Origin of the sequence: Photobacterium sp. GB-72 (assembly GCF_003026095.1) — a bacterium.
Lineage (GTDB): Bacteria > Pseudomonadota > Gammaproteobacteria > Enterobacterales > Vibrionaceae > Photobacterium.
This window is the reverse complement of sequence record NZ_PYNV01000021.1, coordinates 44,414-60,035: the sequence shown is the minus strand read 5'-3', so window position 1 is coordinate 60,035 and position 15,622 is coordinate 44,414. Positions and strand designations below refer to the sequence as shown.

General features: G+C 38.3%; 15 protein-coding genes. 12 read left to right on the top strand and 3 right to left on the bottom strand.

Features of this window, described 5'->3' with window-relative positions; genetic code table 11:
* The first annotated feature begins 277 nt into the window (after window positions 1–277).
* From C9J40_RS18900 to C9J40_RS18860, 9 genes are all read left to right on the top strand, one after another.
* Window positions 278–949, top strand: coding sequence for an ABC transporter ATP-binding protein (locus C9J40_RS18900; protein ID WP_105060132.1), 672 nt, complete (start codon window positions 278–280; stop codon window positions 947–949).
* Complete coding sequence (locus C9J40_RS18895; protein WP_107208237.1) at window positions 930–3,389, top strand: ABC transporter permease; 2,460 nt, start codon at window positions 930–932, stop codon at window positions 3,387–3,389. The genes C9J40_RS18900 and C9J40_RS18895 overlap by 20 nt, the downstream gene beginning before the upstream one ends.
* Window positions 3,389–4,480, top strand: coding sequence for a lipocalin-like domain-containing protein (locus C9J40_RS18890; RefSeq protein WP_107247668.1), 1,092 nt, complete (start codon window positions 3,389–3,391; stop codon window positions 4,478–4,480). Before C9J40_RS18895 ends, C9J40_RS18890 begins: the two co-directional genes overlap by 1 nt.
* A gap of 117 nt (window positions 4,481–4,597) precedes the next feature.
* Window positions 4,598–5,008: a GFA family protein gene (locus C9J40_RS18885; protein ID WP_107208239.1), complete on the top strand. Its 411-nt coding sequence runs from the start codon at window positions 4,598–4,600 to the stop codon at window positions 5,006–5,008.
* Between the two features lie 21 nt (window positions 5,009–5,029).
* On the top strand, window positions 5,030–5,380 hold the full coding sequence (locus C9J40_RS18880) for a hypothetical protein (RefSeq protein WP_107208240.1): 351 nt from the start codon (window positions 5,030–5,032) through the stop codon (window positions 5,378–5,380).
* Between the two features lie 87 nt (window positions 5,381–5,467).
* Entirely contained in the window at window positions 5,468–6,727 is a 1,260-nt protein-coding gene (locus C9J40_RS18875; RefSeq protein WP_107208241.1) for a hydroxymethylglutaryl-CoA reductase, read from the top strand.
* A 39-nt stretch (window positions 6,728–6,766) separates the two neighbouring features.
* Window positions 6,767–7,450, top strand: a complete 684-nt coding sequence (locus tag C9J40_RS18870) for a potassium channel family protein (RefSeq protein WP_107208242.1) — start codon at window positions 6,767–6,769, stop codon at window positions 7,448–7,450.
* A gap of 63 nt (window positions 7,451–7,513) precedes the next feature.
* On the top strand, window positions 7,514–8,710 hold the full coding sequence (locus C9J40_RS18865) for a YcjF family protein (protein ID WP_107247667.1): 1,197 nt from the start codon (window positions 7,514–7,516) through the stop codon (window positions 8,708–8,710).
* A complete protein-coding gene (locus C9J40_RS18860; RefSeq protein WP_107247666.1) occupies window positions 8,694–10,235 on the top strand; it encodes a GTPase family protein in 1,542 nt (513 codons plus the stop codon). Before C9J40_RS18865 ends, C9J40_RS18860 begins: the two co-directional genes overlap by 17 nt.
* Window positions 10,236–10,291: 56 nt before the next feature.
* Here the strand turns inward: C9J40_RS18860 and C9J40_RS18855 are convergent, their stop codons facing one another.
* From C9J40_RS18855 to C9J40_RS18845, 3 genes are all read right to left on the bottom strand, one after another.
* Window positions 10,292–11,320 carry an acyltransferase gene (locus C9J40_RS18855; RefSeq protein ID WP_107247665.1) on the bottom strand — a complete coding sequence of 343 codons (1,029 nt, stop codon included), beginning with the start codon at window positions 11,318–11,320 and terminating at the stop codon, window positions 10,292–10,294.
* Window positions 11,321–11,522: 202 nt separating this feature from the next.
* On the bottom strand, window positions 11,523–12,203 hold the full coding sequence (locus C9J40_RS18850; protein ID WP_107208246.1) for a DUF3334 family protein: 681 nt from the start codon (window positions 12,201–12,203) through the stop codon (window positions 11,523–11,525).
* Between the two features lie 166 nt (window positions 12,204–12,369).
* Complete coding sequence (locus tag C9J40_RS18845) at window positions 12,370–12,729, bottom strand: glutathione S-transferase N-terminal domain-containing protein (protein WP_107208247.1); 360 nt, start codon at window positions 12,727–12,729, stop codon at window positions 12,370–12,372.
* Window positions 12,730–13,046: 317 nt separating this feature from the next.
* On the opposite strand from C9J40_RS18845, the gene C9J40_RS18840 reads away from it, so the two are divergent.
* From C9J40_RS18840 to C9J40_RS18830, 3 genes are all read left to right on the top strand, one after another.
* The gene (locus C9J40_RS18840) at window positions 13,047–14,015 is read left to right on the top strand and encodes a response regulator (protein ID WP_107208248.1); all 969 of its coding nucleotides are present in this window, start codon (window positions 13,047–13,049) and stop codon (window positions 14,013–14,015) included.
* Complete coding sequence (locus tag C9J40_RS18835; RefSeq protein ID WP_107247664.1) at window positions 14,012–15,031, top strand: GGDEF domain-containing protein; 1,020 nt, start codon at window positions 14,012–14,014, stop codon at window positions 15,029–15,031. Before C9J40_RS18840 ends, C9J40_RS18835 begins: the two co-directional genes overlap by 4 nt.
* Before the next feature lie 64 nt (window positions 15,032–15,095).
* Entirely contained in the window at window positions 15,096–15,440 is a 345-nt protein-coding gene (locus C9J40_RS18830; RefSeq protein WP_158259295.1) for a DUF3802 family protein, read from the top strand.
* Window positions 15,441–15,622: the final 182 nt, after the last annotated feature.

The following is a 15,622-nucleotide window of genomic DNA, read 5'->3' as shown; positions in this document are numbered from 1 at the left end:
GATAACAGATGAAATAACAGAAAATATATTGACGTTAGGCATGGTTACAAATTCACAGTATAAGTTATAATTTTTTTATAAAAGTTAAGATTGTTAATAATAAGTTGCTTAAGTTAAGTGATACTATTTATCGCGACTTTGACAATTGAAATAACTTTAATGACAGTGCTATTTGCTGTAAATTTGCCGCGTAAATGCGTGACGTATTTATTTAGTTATTTTAATCAATTGCTCAAATTTTAAGTAGTTGATGTGATTTCAAGTGTTGGTGATATAAATGTTACGACTCGCAGGACTCTGCAAAGGATACCGTGACGGCTCCGAATTTCATTTTGTGCTTCAAGGAACGAATTTAGATCTTGAACCCGGTGATCAAGTTGCGTTAATGGGTGAAAGTGGTTCAGGTAAAAGTACGTTATTAAACCTAATTGCAGGGCTAGATACTCCTGATGAAGGGGAGATTTGGCTGGGCAACACACCCATACATTCTATTTCAGAGCGAGAACGAACGGCCTTTAGGCGTGATAATATTGGCTTGGTTTTCCAGCAATATAATTTATTACCAACATTAACCGTTGCTGATAATATTAAATTTTGCCGTCAGCTTAAGGGATTAGCGTCAGATGATAAGTTATGGCGTCAATTGATCTCTGCATTAGATCTTATGCCGTTGTTAGAGCGTTATCCTGAAGAAATATCAGGAGGGCAGCAACAGCGTGTAGCGATTGCACGTGCTATTTATATGGAGCCTAAGATCCTGTTAGCCGATGAGCCAACGGGTAGCCTTGACGAACGCAATGCTGAAGCCGTTATTCGGTTACTTCTATCTCTCACAAAAAAACTTCACTGCACCCTACTTGTTGTAACACACAGTAAGAAAGTCGCATCACACATGCAAGGCCATGTTCGTCTGCAGGGAGGGCAACTTCATGTTACGCCCCGTAGTTAATGCGTTATGGGGGCATTATCGACGTCACCCGTTTCAAATTGTTCTTGTATGGTTAGGCCTAACGTTAGGTATTGCCTTACTTGTTGGCGTTATGGCCGTAAATCAGCAAGCCAAAGAAAGTTACCGCGAAGGTGAACAACTTTTTTCTAATCCTTTCCCTTATCGCATTCGCCACGTACAAATGGGGATGAAAGTCCCACAGGGTTTTTATATTCAAATGCGCCGAGCAGGATTGAAAACTTGCTCGCCGATGGAAGAATATCGCATCGTGACTGATCAGCAACGTGACTTTCAATTGCTAGGTATTGATCCCGTTACAATGATGTCTGTTTCAGGTTCGAATGGATTAGATGAAGGTAAGGTAGAACTGCTGAAATTGATGCGTCCACCTTATCCGATCATGATAGGTCAACAGCTCGCAAATTATATTGGCTTGTCTGATGGCAGTATGATCACGTTAGATTCTGGAAAAAAAATCGGTCCAGTCGAGATTATTCAAGACAAAAGAATGAATCAACCTCGTATGATTGCTGATATTGCATTGTTGCGAGAATTGAACCCAAGTTCTGGTTTCACTGCTGTTGTTTGCGGGGAGATGAGCCGAAAACAATTAAGTAAGTTAACTCATATTCTTCCTCCAGGATTAACCTTAGAACGTAAACAAAGTGCGAAATTAGAGCCCTTAACTAATGCATTTCACTTAAATTTGTTTGCAATGGGCATGCTATCGTTTGTGGTTGGGTTATTTATTTTCTATCAAGCGATGTCACTATCTTTTGCTCAGCGCCAGCCTTTAGTCGGTGTGTTACGTCAATTAGGCGTCACCAGTGGACAAATAGCGAAAGCGTTAGTTTTTGAATTAATCGCTTGGATTGTTTTAGGCTTGATTGGCGGTAATTTATTGGGCTTGTTATTAGCTCAGCAATTACTGCCGAGTGTCGCTGCATCTCTCAATGATCTTTATAGTGCTAACGTTAGCTTGCAAATTCAGTGGCATTGGATGTGGGGACTGGCAAGTTTAGCCATTGCTTTCTTTGGTTGTGCGTTTGCCTGTACTTGGCCTTTGATCCGGTTAGTGAGATCGCAACCATCACGGCTCGCAGCTCATTTGTCTTTAATTCGCTTTAGCGGTCGAGAATTTGCGTGGCAAGCATTGTTTTCAGGTATCTTCATGTTGATTGCCTTTGGCATCTATCAACTGCCTCATGGACAACTAGCTGGCTTTGCGCTGATTGCATTTATCTTGATTGCTTCAGGCTTATTCATGCCATATCTGATGTGGAAATTGTTTTTATGGCTCGGCAAGCTTTGTCGCTCGGCACAATTACGATGGTTTTTTAATGATGCCGCGGCAAGTTTGAGCTATCGAGGTGTTGCTGCGATGGCATTTATGCTGGCTTTAGCATCAAATATTGGTATGGAAACCATGGTAGGTAGCTTTAGAAACACCACTGAAAGTTGGCTAGAGCAACGGTTAGCCGCTGATATTTATATACGTCCATCAATGAATATGGCACCACGTATCTCTAAGTGGTTACAAGACCAGCCAGAAGTTGCGCAAGTTTGGTGGAGCTGGCAAAAAGAAACGCCGTCTGACGCTGGTACTATTCAAGTCATGAGTATTGGTGATACTTCTGGCGAGAAAAAAGCGTTAGTCGTTAAAAAAACAGCTTATGACTATTGGAAGACACTGCATAAAAGCCGCTCGGTTATGGTGAGTGAGTCTATAGCACTTAAAAATCATTGGGATGTCGGAGATATCATTAATTTGCCCGCACCGATGAATAAAGGTTGGAAAATTGTCGGTATTTATTATGACTATGGTAACCCTTATGGTCAGGTATTAATTTCACAGTCTAAGTGGCAGCGTTTCTGGCCCCATTCAGGGCAAGTTGGATTAGCTATTCACCTTAATAAGAACGCAAACCCAGATAAATTACTTGCCGATCTTGGTGCTCGTTTCCGTTTACAACCTGAACGTATTCGTAATAATGCAGCCTTGATGAAAGAGGCGATGGGGGTTTTTGATCGCACGTTTGTTGTGACCTCAACACTGGGACATTTAACCTTGTTCATTGCGATATGTGGTTTATTTTTTGCCACAATAGCAGGGGAAGTATCACGTCAACGTCAGTTTGCGTTGCTACGTTGCATGGGAATGACTGGTCGAGAGCTGGCGTTACTTGGTGGTGGGCAGTTGCTGTTTATTGGCGTGATGACGTCGTTGATAGCATTGCCGCTAGGCTTGTTTCTTGCCCAGCTATTAATTGATGTGGTGCTTAAATATTCCTTTGGTTGGACAATGCCAGTGCAATATTTCCCTGTGGATTATTTGACGACATTGGGTACTGCCTTATTAGCCTTGTTGGTGGCTGGAGCGTGGCCTGTTTGGCGTTTGGTTCGTCGCTCTGCAATCTTGTCTTTAAGGGAGTCATTCTAATGAAGATGTCATTAATATGGCTCTGTCGCGTTGTAGTTACCCTAACGTTAGCGTTGCTTTTAAATGCTTGCGATAACCAAAAACCACCGAGCAAATCTGTGGAATCACTAACTCAATCAACCGACTATGTTTTTGAGCCTGTAGTGAAAGGTAACAAGCTGCAATTTCCTAAAGATTATGGTTCACATCCTGAATATCGTGCTGAATGGTGGTATTTCACCACTAACCTTGAATCTGAAAGTGGCAAGCAAATAGCGTTGCAATGGACATTATTCCGAATGGCGACGGGGGATGAAGAAACCAAAGGTTGGAAAACGCCACAAATGTATATGGCGCATGCGGTGATCACAACTGATAAGAAAACATGGCGAGCAGAGCGTTTTGCCCGCGGTGGAATAGGGCAAGCAGGGGTGGTATTAAACCCATTTCGAGCATGGTTAGATAATTGGACATGGCGCTCAAAAGATAATTCACCGTTTCCCGGTCGGCTTGAATTTGCTGATGATAATATGAAAGCAATTTTAGATATCACACAAGCGGGAACGATAGTTTTACAGGGTGATAATGGCTATAGCCGGAAACACCCACTGCTAGATATTGCCTCTTATTATTACAGTGCGCCCTTTTTGAATGTAAAAGGGATGCTAGAGCTTGATGGCGAAACCTATCGCGTAAAAGGCCAAGGTTGGTTTGATCGTGAATGGAGTAGCAGTATGCTTAGCTTGCAGCAGCAGGGATGGGATTGGTTCTCTATTCACCTTGATGATGGCAGTGCATTGATGGTTTCTCAACTACGTGAACACGGTGAAAAGCCTTACTTTTTTGGCTCTCGTTCTTGGAAAAATGGTAACGTGGTTAAGCTTGATAACCACCAGATCCGCATGAAACCGATTAAATATTTTTCCGTTAAAGGAAAGCAGTTCCCGTTAATATGGGAAATCGAGATACCATCACAATCCATAAAGATTAAAACAACAGTTGTTCGTCGAGAACAGTGGTTACCTTTTATTTTTCCTTATTGGGAAGGACCTATTCGGGTCAATGGTAGTCATAAAGGAAAAGGCTTTATGGAGCTTACCGGATACGAATAATATTGATAAAAGCCGACTCGTTCGGCTTTTTTCTTATCTGATATTTGTGAACAAGATCTAAGTTTAAATTCAGGGCACTGTTACTGTGATATTTTACTTGAAAGTGAGAGATTATTTGTGGAAATAAAAGCGCAATGCCAGTGTGGTCAGGTTTCTTATGTATTAAAAAATAAGCCATTAAAAGTCTTTGCTTGTCATTGCAAAGAGTGCCAAAAACTATCAACTAGCCCATTTAGTATTACAGCGGTGATTGCTGCAGAAGATATTACATTTAGTGGTGAATTAAAAATGTGGAGTCGTGAAGCCGATAGTGGCAACACCAATACGGCGGTATTTTGCCCTGAATGTGGTAATCGTATTTATCATTTTAACCCTGATGATCGCTCTACAGTTAAGCTTAAACTTAAGCCTGTTGCTTGCGTTGACGATGTTATGTTCAAGCCACAAATGCATGTTTGGGTAAGTGAAAAAGTGAGCTGGTATCAATTACCTGAAAATGTACCGTGTTATCCAAAGCAACCTCACTAAGCCCATTTAAAAGAGGTTTTAATGAATTTTACTTCTATTGATGATGGTGAAATCTTGCTGTTAGCAACACCTATAATGGATAACTTAATGGATGCGTCAACAAGGCAAGATCATTCAGCACACGTTCGCGATTTTACTCCGCGATTAAAGGCTATTGTGACGAAAGATTACCTTAAACAAGTGTGTGAACAGTACCAATCGGAAAAAGGCTTTTTTACTGAACGCTTTCCTGTTGCTGTGTTTAAAAGACCTGATTCTGTTGTTATTGTGTGGAAGCAATTTTTCAGCAAAGCAGAAGGTGAGTTTATGGCTGAAATGGTATTAGTTTGCCAAGAGGACCGTATTCTTTGCGACCATGTTATGGTGCTTTAGTCTCTCAATTTAAATCTTATCTGGCATGAGCAGTGAATGGTGCGTTTAGCGATATAATACGCATTCATTTAGTAATGTGTTGTATTCATGCCAAAATTTAACTTACATCGTCCGGATTATGTGACCTCCATGTTAGGTCAGCTTTCTTCTTCGCAATTACATCAACGCCTTGATCCCATAGTAAAACAATTAACAAAAAAGTTACCGCGTAACCCATATATCAGTGATCGTATCATCGCCAAACGCTGGGAAGTGTTGAATAACATTAACTCTCAAACTATTTTGTATGATACCGAAACTCAGCAACAACAGCATTGCTACGAAAAGAACATAGAAAACTTTATTGGCTCAGTAAAGTTGCCGTTAGGTATTGCAGGGCCTTTAAAAGTGAATGGTCTATTTGCTAGTGGTGAGTACTTTGTGCCATTAGCAACAACAGAAGCGGCATTAGTTGCATCTTATCATCGTGGGGCTCTTCTGATCAGTGAAGCAGGAGGAGCAAGTGCTATATTGTTAAATGAAGGCGTAACACGAGCACCAGGTTTTGCGTTTGAATCACTTGTACAGGCGAGCAAATTTATTACTTGGGTCACAACACAATACGATACTTTTAAAACGATTGCAGAATCAACCACGCGCTACGGTAAGTTATCAGACATTAATTTGAGCATGGAAGGTAATCATGTTTACTTGGTATTTGAATATCTAACCGGTGACGCATCTGGTCAAAACATGGTGACGATTTCAACTAATGCCGTTTTTGAATATATTCTTGCTAATACACCGATTAAACCTGTTGAAGCCTTTCTAGACTGTAATTTATCTGGTGATAAAAAAGCAACGGCACAAACGTTGCGTTCGGTTCGTGGGAAGAAAGTGACTGCTGAAGTACATTTAAGCCGTGAGCTAGTGAAGAAATATCTTCATACGACCCCTGAAAAAATGGTCGACTTTGGCAAAATGACCACAGTAGGCGGTGCGTTAAGCGGTACTATCGGTGTTAATGCACATTATGCGAATGCGCTTGCTGCATTTTATATTGCATGTGGGCAAGATGCGGCATGTGTTGCGGAATCTTCTGTTGGTATAACGCGAATGGAACTAAATCAACATGATGTTCTTTGCGTATCGGTGACATTACCCAATTTAATGGTAGGGACTGTAGGTGGAGGAACACATCTCCCTAGCCAAAAAGCGTGTTTAGAACTATTAGGTTTATATGGAAGTGGCCACTCTCAAGCATTAGCAGAAGTGTGTGCCGTATTATGTTTAGCCGGTGAACTTTCAATTATTGGAGCTTTTTGTTCAGGCCATTTTGCCAAAGCGCATCATCGGTTAGCACGATAAGCTTAATTAGATGGTATATTACATGGAGTATAGAATACTGTGTTACAAAAAAAGATAGAACAAATTAACTCGCAGAATAATTTCTTTTTTCTGACGATAGCTTTAATAAGCTTATTAATTAGTGCGTCACTAGAAAAAGTGATCCCGCATGGCATAGTTCAGTATGCGTTAGAGGCCTTTACTGTCATTACGTTTATTGTCTGCTTATTAAGCTTACGTTTTGATAGGTCATGGTTTCGTTTTTTAACATCTTTGGTCGGAATCTGGATTATGGCGATGATTGCTAGAATCCTATTAGGTATTGAAGAAATTGAAATTATTATGCTATCGCTGATGTTTGTATTCTTTTTTGGCACGTTTAAATCTATTATGCGTCAGATCCTGTTCACAGGCTCAATAAATACCAATAAGATCATTGGCTCTATGGCATTATTTTTATTGCTTGGATTAATGTGGGCGATTGCGTATTTGATTCTTGTTCGTGTTTTCCCCGATTCAATTCATGGTATCAATTCAGGGCCATGGCATGAAAATTTCTCTGATGCGGCGTATTTTAGTTTTGTTACCTTAACGACATTAGGTTATGGCGATATTTTACCGGTCTCTTCGATTGCGAAAGTTTTCGCATATTTAGAAGCTATTGTCGGCGTGTTTTATATGGCAATTGTAGTATCGAGTTTAGTCAGTTCTAGTGGCAGTAAGCATTTAGGTCGTGATGAGTAGTTAACTATCGTTTGATAAAAGCGATAGTCGTTGTTTTTGAACGTTATTGAGTATTTATAAACAATGAATCGTTTTTTCAAGAAAGTTTATGATTATATTAACCCAACGGTTAATCCAGAGCTTGAGCCCGCATTCGATGAATGGCAAAAGCATATTCCAACATTATGGCTTTTGGGTAAAACAGGTGCGGGTAAATCGACGGTTATTCAAACCATTACAGGAAGTAGTGCGGTTGAGATCGGTAACGGTTTTCAACCGTGCACACGTACTGCAGAAGTTTACCAATACCCAACAGATAGCCCATTAGTTCGTTTTCTAGATACCCGAGGTTTGGCAGAAGCTAATTATGATCCTGCTGAGGACATAGCGATGTGTAGCGGTAAAAGCCATGCACTGATCGTTATCATGAAAGCTGAAGAACCAGAACAATCATCGGTTCTTGAGGCGTTAAAAACCATTAAGCGTTCAGGCAAAATTAAACATTTATTGGTTGTTCACACGGCAATAAATAGCCTGAATGATAGCCAAGAACGCGAGCGAGCCATTTTTTATAATCATCAGCGTGTTATGGAAGTATGGGGTATTAAAGAGTCCGTATGGCAAGCGAAAAATACGGATGAACAATTAAATACTTATCAGCCAATTGGGGTTGATTTGATCCCTGATGAGCAACAGTACATCGGCTTAGATACCTTAAATGCTGTGCTTTCTGAAACGCTGCCTATGTTGAGCCTTCTCTCAAATAAACAGGCTCACAGTAATAGAGAAGAGCAAAACTTCGAGCGATTACGTAAAGAAGTCTTATGGTATGCAGGTGCTGCAGGCGCGAGTGATGCGATTCCAGCCATTGGCTTATTTACGGTTCCAGCTATTCAAGGAAAAATGTTACACAGCCTTGCCAATCAATATGGTGTGACGTGGAATAAGAAAGACTATGCAGAATTTATTAGTATGCTTGGATCGGGTTTCTTATTGCATTATATCTCCAAGTTAAGCGTTAATCAGTTAGTAAAATTTATTCCCGCTTATGGGCAAACTGTCGGTAGTGCGACGGCTGCCGCAATGAGCTTTTCATCCTCTTATGCGATTGGCCGTGCCGCCGCTATGTACCTCTACCACCGGAGTAAAGGTGAAACCGTATCGAAAGAGTTATTAAAGACAACGTATCAACAAGCGTTTAAATCAGTTAAAAAAGTGGCTGACCAGCAAGTTAATCAAAATAATCTTGATAGTAAGGATAGCCATGAAGCGCGTAAATAAGAGTTATCAACTTATTAGTCAGTTATCAGATGGTTTTATTCCGCTGGTGGCTGTTGCTATTTTATTGCCAGTTGTCGTGTTATCAGGCTTTGGTATTGTCGCATTAATCAATAATGGCCAATGGATACTGTTTTTCGCTTTAATTGCAATTTCGTGTTTGATTGTTTTTGTCCCTTATTGGTTTATTCGCCGAAAAAGAGTAGTGAGTGATGCTGTCAGTGATGATTTAGCCCCATTGCATGTGGAAGGTAATCCTCAATGGGGAGCGCATGAAAATCAGGTGTGGCAAGAAGTAACATTGATCATTCAGCAACAACTGAGTGATGCACCTGAGTGGGAGTCATTACAAGCGCATGCATATGTCTTAGTTGCAGAAGTCGCGGATCGTTTTAATAAAGGTAAATCAGCCCAACGCCTATCTTTTACTGCTCCTGAGTTTTTACTTATGGTGGAAGAAGTAAGTCGGCGTTATCGTTATTTTTTACAAGAGCATGTGCCATTTGCTGAGAAAATAACATTAAAGAGCCTTCAGCAAGGCTATCAGTTAAAGGATAAAGTGGGCTATGCGAAATCTGCCTATGATGTCTATCGATTATTTCGTATTGCAACACCAACAGGATGGTTAGCAGAAGCGCGCGGATTAGTGTTAGGTAAGCTGTTTGATGATGTCAGCTTAGAAGTGCAAACCAAACTAAAAATGACCTTGCTACAAGAAGTTGCCTCAGTCGCCATCGATCTTTATAGCGGTCATTTCAAACTTGATGATGCTTCCGTTCCGCACAGTAAAATGCATGACAAAGATCAACAGGCTGGAGCGGTTCCTATTGAACCACTACGTGTTGCAGTAATAGGGCAAATTAGTGCGGGTAAATCATCTGTGGTTAATGGTTTACTAGGGGAGATGTCGGCAGAAATTAGTGCGTTACCTTCAACAGATAAAGCAACAACCTATCGTTGCGAAGTCGAAGGAACCGATGTGATTAATTTAATTGATCTACCTGGTATTGACGGTACTGAAAGTATTAATCAAATGCTGTTAAAACAAGTTACGCAGAGTGATGTGGTGTTGTGGGTACTTAAAGCGAATCAATCATCGCGCCAAGCTGATATTACGTTAAAACAGATGATTGAAGATTTTTATACACAACCGAAAAATCAGCATCGTAAAGCACCAAAGATCATTGTTCTTGTTAATCAGGTGGATAAGCTGAAGCCTGTTGATGAATGGTTACCCCCTTATGATTTGAATGATATCCAAACCAAGAAAGGGGAAATCATTTTAGATGCCGTTAATTACAACCAAAACTTGATGAAAAGCGACACTATCATTCCATTATCTGTTAGTAGTGAAAGATTGACTTATAACTTAGATGTACTTCAAGAGACGATTCAAGAGGTGTATCAAGAGGGTATCAATACCCAGTTAAATCGTCGTCGTATTGATGGCGATCGTATTGATTATACCGAGCAAGCTCAACGATTGTATCGATTAGGCAAACTGGTTTTTGATGCTGCAGTAAAATAAAAATATGTAAATGAACAAAGCCCTCAAGTGTAAACGAGAGGGCTTTTTTCATGCTGTTAGCGAACTAATAGATACCCAAAAGGGAGTTTCCGTAAGAGCTTCACTAAGAGGAATGAAATGATAAAAGCAAAAGGTAATGCTAAAAAGCTGGATAATATCGGATTGATATTAAGCATGAAAACCAAATTAAAAAAGTAAATAACAATAAGTAAATGACAGAGGTATATACCTAAAATATCTTTACTAAATGCTGTTGGCTTTAACTGTTCTCCAAAATTAGACTTATCTTGAAGAAATAAGAAAATCCCTACAGCCCATACTGGTGAACTTAATAAGAAATCATGATAAAAGGCACCATTAGCAAAGAAATAGAGGTAATTTGCCTCTATTAAAAATACAGCAAAACCAATACTAGCAATAATTAAGCTTAGTTTGGTATTCAATGTTATCTGGCGACGATGTATTTCATAACCTAATACAACAAATAACGTACTAAAAAAGGGGCCGTTACGGGTTAAAATTGGTGCTTCTATATTTGTAATTGGAACATAGCTGCCTGCAGCACAACCATAAATGAATAATATTAAACCAACAGGTAATAGTAGGTTATCAAGGCGATATTTATGTAACAAGGTTATGATACTTATCGCGCAAATTAGAGCAGGGATGTACCACAAGTGTACAAGAGAACCTTCAAACAAAGTATTTATTGGGTTTGCAAGTAAACTATTCCAGTGATTACTGCGCTCGGCAAGGTAACCGTCACTGAGTAGTATCGAAAAGTTAAAAGGGATTATTAGAAAAACAACACTCCAACTTAACCACATAATGAGCAGAGGTTTTGCGTACTTTACTAAAACATCTTCTTTTGACGTGCTGGCGACTAATTTTGGGTAATAAAAATAACCTGCAATAATGAAAAATAGCGGCACAGCAAAACGACTCATTTGATTTAAGAACATCCCAATGAGGGGCTCTCCGAAAATCAACGGTGTTTTCATAAAGACTTGACTGTGTAAGCCTATAATTGCGAGTAAAGCAATGAGTCGCCCAGATTCAAAACTAGTAATACGCTTGTGTGTCATTACAGCATTCTCATCAAATAATTTCGCAAAGAAGGTAAACTTAAAAGTCTATTTTGTAAATTAAACTGAAGGGGAAAAGAGTGGTTAGCAGGAGGAATAGATATAAAATGTGACTAATATCTCACACCGATATTTGTTTTGAGAAAAGGCAATACATGAGAGTAATATATTGCCTATTAAATATTCATTAAAACCTATTAGATTAAATGCCTAGTTGATCAAAGAGATCTTGGTCGTTAATATCTTTTAACGTTTGATTTTTAGCATTTTCCTTTTGTTGTTCAAGCTTGGCTGATTCAAAAATGCTGTCGGTGTCTTGAGTGTCTTGTTCAAATTCTTCTAGTTGGATAAATTCGGTTTTATCCATAGCAAATTCAAGATAGAAAATGTTGTTCTTGGCTGTAGTAAAGCTAACACGACGAGCTTGAGGGCGATCTAAGTTGGTATCAACAGATAATAAGATTTGTTTGTTGAGTGCTAACATTTTTGGTTGGTTCTGAGTAATTGAGACTTTTAACTCACGTCCGATCTTACCCGTAAAATCCCCAACGACTTGATTCATTAATTCACCAAGAATATTCGCAACCTCATCAGAGGTATGATGTACAGCGAGCTCATCTTCAGAAATCCCCATACGTAGCATATATTCTTTATAAAGCTCCATTGCTGCTTGGTTGGTAAAGTTTGTAACGACTAAACCAGTAAAACCGCCATCAAATAGTACAAAGCAGCCAATATCAGGTTTTAAACTTGTTTTATTAATTTTTTGTACCATGGCGGAATAGGAAACGTCAGTTTCTGTTGCTTTAGATAAGACATCGGAAAGTGATTGGCACAGTTTTAATAGAATATCATCAGTAGTGACGGTTTTTAATTTTCTCATTGTACGTCCTGTTGTATCAAGATGTTGAAGGCAGCCACTAAATAGTTGCTTTAATAAAGTGGAGAAGATGCCGATAAAACAATAACGGTTGTTTATCGGCATCAAAAGAGGGAACTTTAGTCGTTGTTATTAAAAGGTTATTTGGGGAGGATTTTAACTCTGTAACCTAGCCATTAAAACGTTTTTGAAGATAGGCGATAATATCGCTAGACTCATACATCCATTCAACGCCGTCTTCTTTTTCAATGCGTAAACAAGGAACTTTGCGCTTACCGCCTTGTTCGATTAATTCTTGCTCCCAAGGTGATACTTTTGCATCACGTGTTTCTAACGGTAAGCTTAGTCGTTTAGCTTCGCGACGTACCTTTACACAAAAAGGGCATGCATCAAATTGATATAACTTGAGTTTAGCTACCGCTTTGTTGACCTCATTTTGCTGTTCGGAAGAGCGTTTTATCCCGCGAGGAGAAAAAATAAAATTTAGGACAAGAATAATACGCCCAAGAATCCAGCGAATAACCTTCATACTGACAAACCTTACATAATTAATATAGTGTTAATTTATTTTCATACATCCAAATGGACAGTATTAGAATACCGTGAAATTATGGTCATTTATAGTCATCTTATTATAACGGCAACATCACTTTACGAGTATAAATACAAGCTTATCCGAATATCATCGATAAACTTATCACTCTGTTGTAATGTAATTTTTGGAACCAAAGTCAAAAATTAGACCAATGTCACTTATCAACTAAATTTCATAACCAAATGATAGATATTTGTAACAATATCTCTATGATATTTTTATTAATGTTAAAAAGATCCTAATCTATTGTTATGGCGAAAAATATACTAATTTGTGATGACTCACCGCTAGTCCATAAATCAATGACGCGTTTGTTGAAGGATAGCTATGACATAAATTTATATTATGCTGAAAATGGTAGTGATGGCCTAGATAAAATAGCTAAAAATAATATTGATGTCGTTTTTCTAGATCTGACTATGCCTATCATGGATGGTTTTGAAGTATTAAAACGACTTCCGAGTTTCAGTTATAAGCCTACAATTGTGATTATTTCTGCAGATGTCCAAAAAGAAGCAGCAAGGCGTTGTTTGATGCTTGGTGCCGATTATTTTTTGTCAAAGCCATTTGACAAGAAAAAGCTCAAACAACTGCTATCGAATTTACAAATCACGGTGTTAACAAATACAACCGCGAACGATAACACTTTATCTGTTGATTATATTGAAGGTTTTAGAGAAATCGCAAATATCTCACTTGGTCGTGGTGCTGCAATTATTTCAGACCATCTTGGTGAGTTTATTAAAATGCCATTGCCATATGTCGCCACTATGCAAAGTAGCGATCTTGCTATGACAATTGCTGATATTCGTAGTGATCATCAATCAATTGCAATTGCTCAGCGGTTTGTCGGTGGTGGTATTCATGGTGAAGCTTTAGTTGATTTACGCGGTAAAGATATTCTTTCGTTTGGCGAAAAATTGGGTTTTAGTCAAACAAATGAAGATAAAAATGAAGTTGTTATTGATATTAGTAATATCATGGTTTCTTCTTTTCTCGTTGCTTTATCAGAACAAATAAGTATTCCATTCTCAGTTCGGCAGCCAATCATTTTAGAAGAATATATGAATTTGAGTCAGAAAGAGCATGAAGAGAGTGATTTTTTTACCGTGGAATACGTATATAAAGCTGAAACACTGGATCTTGAATGTGAAGTACTATTTATGATGGATAGTCACTCCACTAAAGTTATTCACCAGATTATGGAAACATTAAATTGAGTGATATTTCATTAGCTGATTTTCATTTAACCATGCAGGTCCTTGATCATTTGGATGCAGGGATTGTGATATTGGATAAAGATTACAATGTATATGCATGGAATACATTTATGCAGGCATATAGCGGTATATCAACCGATCAAATAATGGGTAAGCCTTTATTTGATGTTGTAGAGAATTTACCTAAGAATTGGCTAAAAAATAAAATATCATCAACATTTAAATTACGAATGCGCTCTTTTTCTGCATGGGAAGATCGTCCTTGGGTATTCAAGTTTAGTAATTTTAGTCCAATCTCTGGAGGTGCTGATTTCATGTATCAAAACATGACATTAACACCTTTGAAGTCTTTGACTGGTGAATATACTCATATCTGTTTAACGATTACAGATGTCACGGATATAGCTAAAAATAAAAACCACCTAAGGGAGTCAAACGAGCAATTAACTCATCTTAGTATCACAGATCGATTAACCCAGCTGTATAATCGTGGGCATTGGGAAAATTGTTTAGTTGAAGAGTTTGAACACTATCAGCAAATGCATCAATCGATGACACTAGTTATGTTTGATATCGATCATTTTAAAAATGTTAATGATACTTATGGCCATGTTGCTGGTGATGCCGTCATTAAAACGATTGCTGACATCGTTCGAAAAGCAAAACGGCAAAGCGATATAGCAGGGCGCTATGGGGGAGAAGAGTTTGGTGTGATTTTACCTGGAACTACGGCAGATATGACCAGCTATTTTACTGAAAGATTACGTAAAAAAGTAGAAAAGGCGAATGTTGTTGTTGATGGTAAGACAATTAATGTCACGATAAGTTTAGGTGTGTGCCAGTTACACCCAGGTATAACCAACTATGAATCATGGCTAGAACAAACTGATTCTGCTCTGTATGAATCGAAGAATAAAGGGCGAAATCAAACGACAGTAATGCAAGCGGATGGTAAATTTACTTCACTAGCGACAAATGTAAAAAATATCGATGAATTCAACAGAAATATTGGTTAATGAAAAAATAAAGAGTAAAGTATATAAAATTTTCTGATTATATATGGATAGTATTGTGGAAAATCTGGTCGTAAATACAGAAGGATATGAAGCTTTAGTTGAGTATTTAGCCTCAAGTTTAACCTTATTTGAAGGGTTATCCGTATCTGAAAAAAGCATTACTATAGAAGATGTCGTCACTGATTTAATCGCAACGCAATTGATGACCGTATTTTCGCAAAACCCTGATATTGAGCAAGATGTTCGTTTTCAGTTAATGCAAGAAGCTGATTTAGTTCTTGCTGATCTCAATCAAGTTCTTGAAGGAATTTGGTTATGTGAAGCTTCTGATGTGCAAATTAGTTTCTTAGAAGACTTTATTAGTTTAGTAAAAAACTTATTTGACTCAGCAATTTTAAAAATTTATTAAAAATTTTAATGTAGTTAATCCATTTAATAAATGCAGAAAAGGAATAAGGCATTTAATGTCATATTTTATTTCAACTTTATGCTGTATTTTGTCATATAAAAAACCATCAAAAATCCCTATATGGAATGTGAGTTAAGTAGAACTTAATTCATGTCTATTATCATTAAAAACACGAATATTAA

Excerpts from the sequence above, each read along its gene's own strand:
- C9J40_RS18890 (WP_107247668.1), top strand. The coding sequence starts at position 3,389 with ATGAAGATGTCATTAATATGGCTCTGTCGCGTTGTAGTTACCCTAACG.
- C9J40_RS18850 (WP_107208246.1), bottom strand. The coding sequence starts at position 12,203 with ATGAGAAAATTAAAAACCGTCACTACTGATGATATTCTATTAAAACTG.
- C9J40_RS18875 (WP_107208241.1), top strand. The coding sequence starts at position 5,468 with ATGCCAAAATTTAACTTACATCGTCCGGATTATGTGACCTCCATGTTA.
- C9J40_RS18900 (WP_105060132.1), top strand. The coding sequence starts at position 278 with ATGTTACGACTCGCAGGACTCTGCAAAGGATACCGTGACGGCTCCGAA.
- C9J40_RS18860 (WP_107247666.1), top strand. The coding sequence starts at position 8,694 with ATGAAGCGCGTAAATAAGAGTTATCAACTTATTAGTCAGTTATCAGAT.
- C9J40_RS18845 (WP_107208247.1), bottom strand. The coding sequence starts at position 12,729 with ATGAAGGTTATTCGCTGGATTCTTGGGCGTATTATTCTTGTCCTAAAT.
- C9J40_RS18840 (WP_107208248.1), top strand. The coding sequence starts at position 13,047 with ATGGCGAAAAATATACTAATTTGTGATGACTCACCGCTAGTCCATAAA.
- C9J40_RS18895 (WP_107208237.1), top strand. The coding sequence starts at position 930 with ATGTTACGCCCCGTAGTTAATGCGTTATGGGGGCATTATCGACGTCAC.
- C9J40_RS18865 (WP_107247667.1), top strand. The coding sequence starts at position 7,514 with ATGAATCGTTTTTTCAAGAAAGTTTATGATTATATTAACCCAACGGTT.
- C9J40_RS18880 (WP_107208240.1), top strand. The coding sequence starts at position 5,030 with ATGAATTTTACTTCTATTGATGATGGTGAAATCTTGCTGTTAGCAACA.
- C9J40_RS18855 (WP_107247665.1), bottom strand. The coding sequence starts at position 11,320 with ATGACACACAAGCGTATTACTAGTTTTGAATCTGGGCGACTCATTGCT.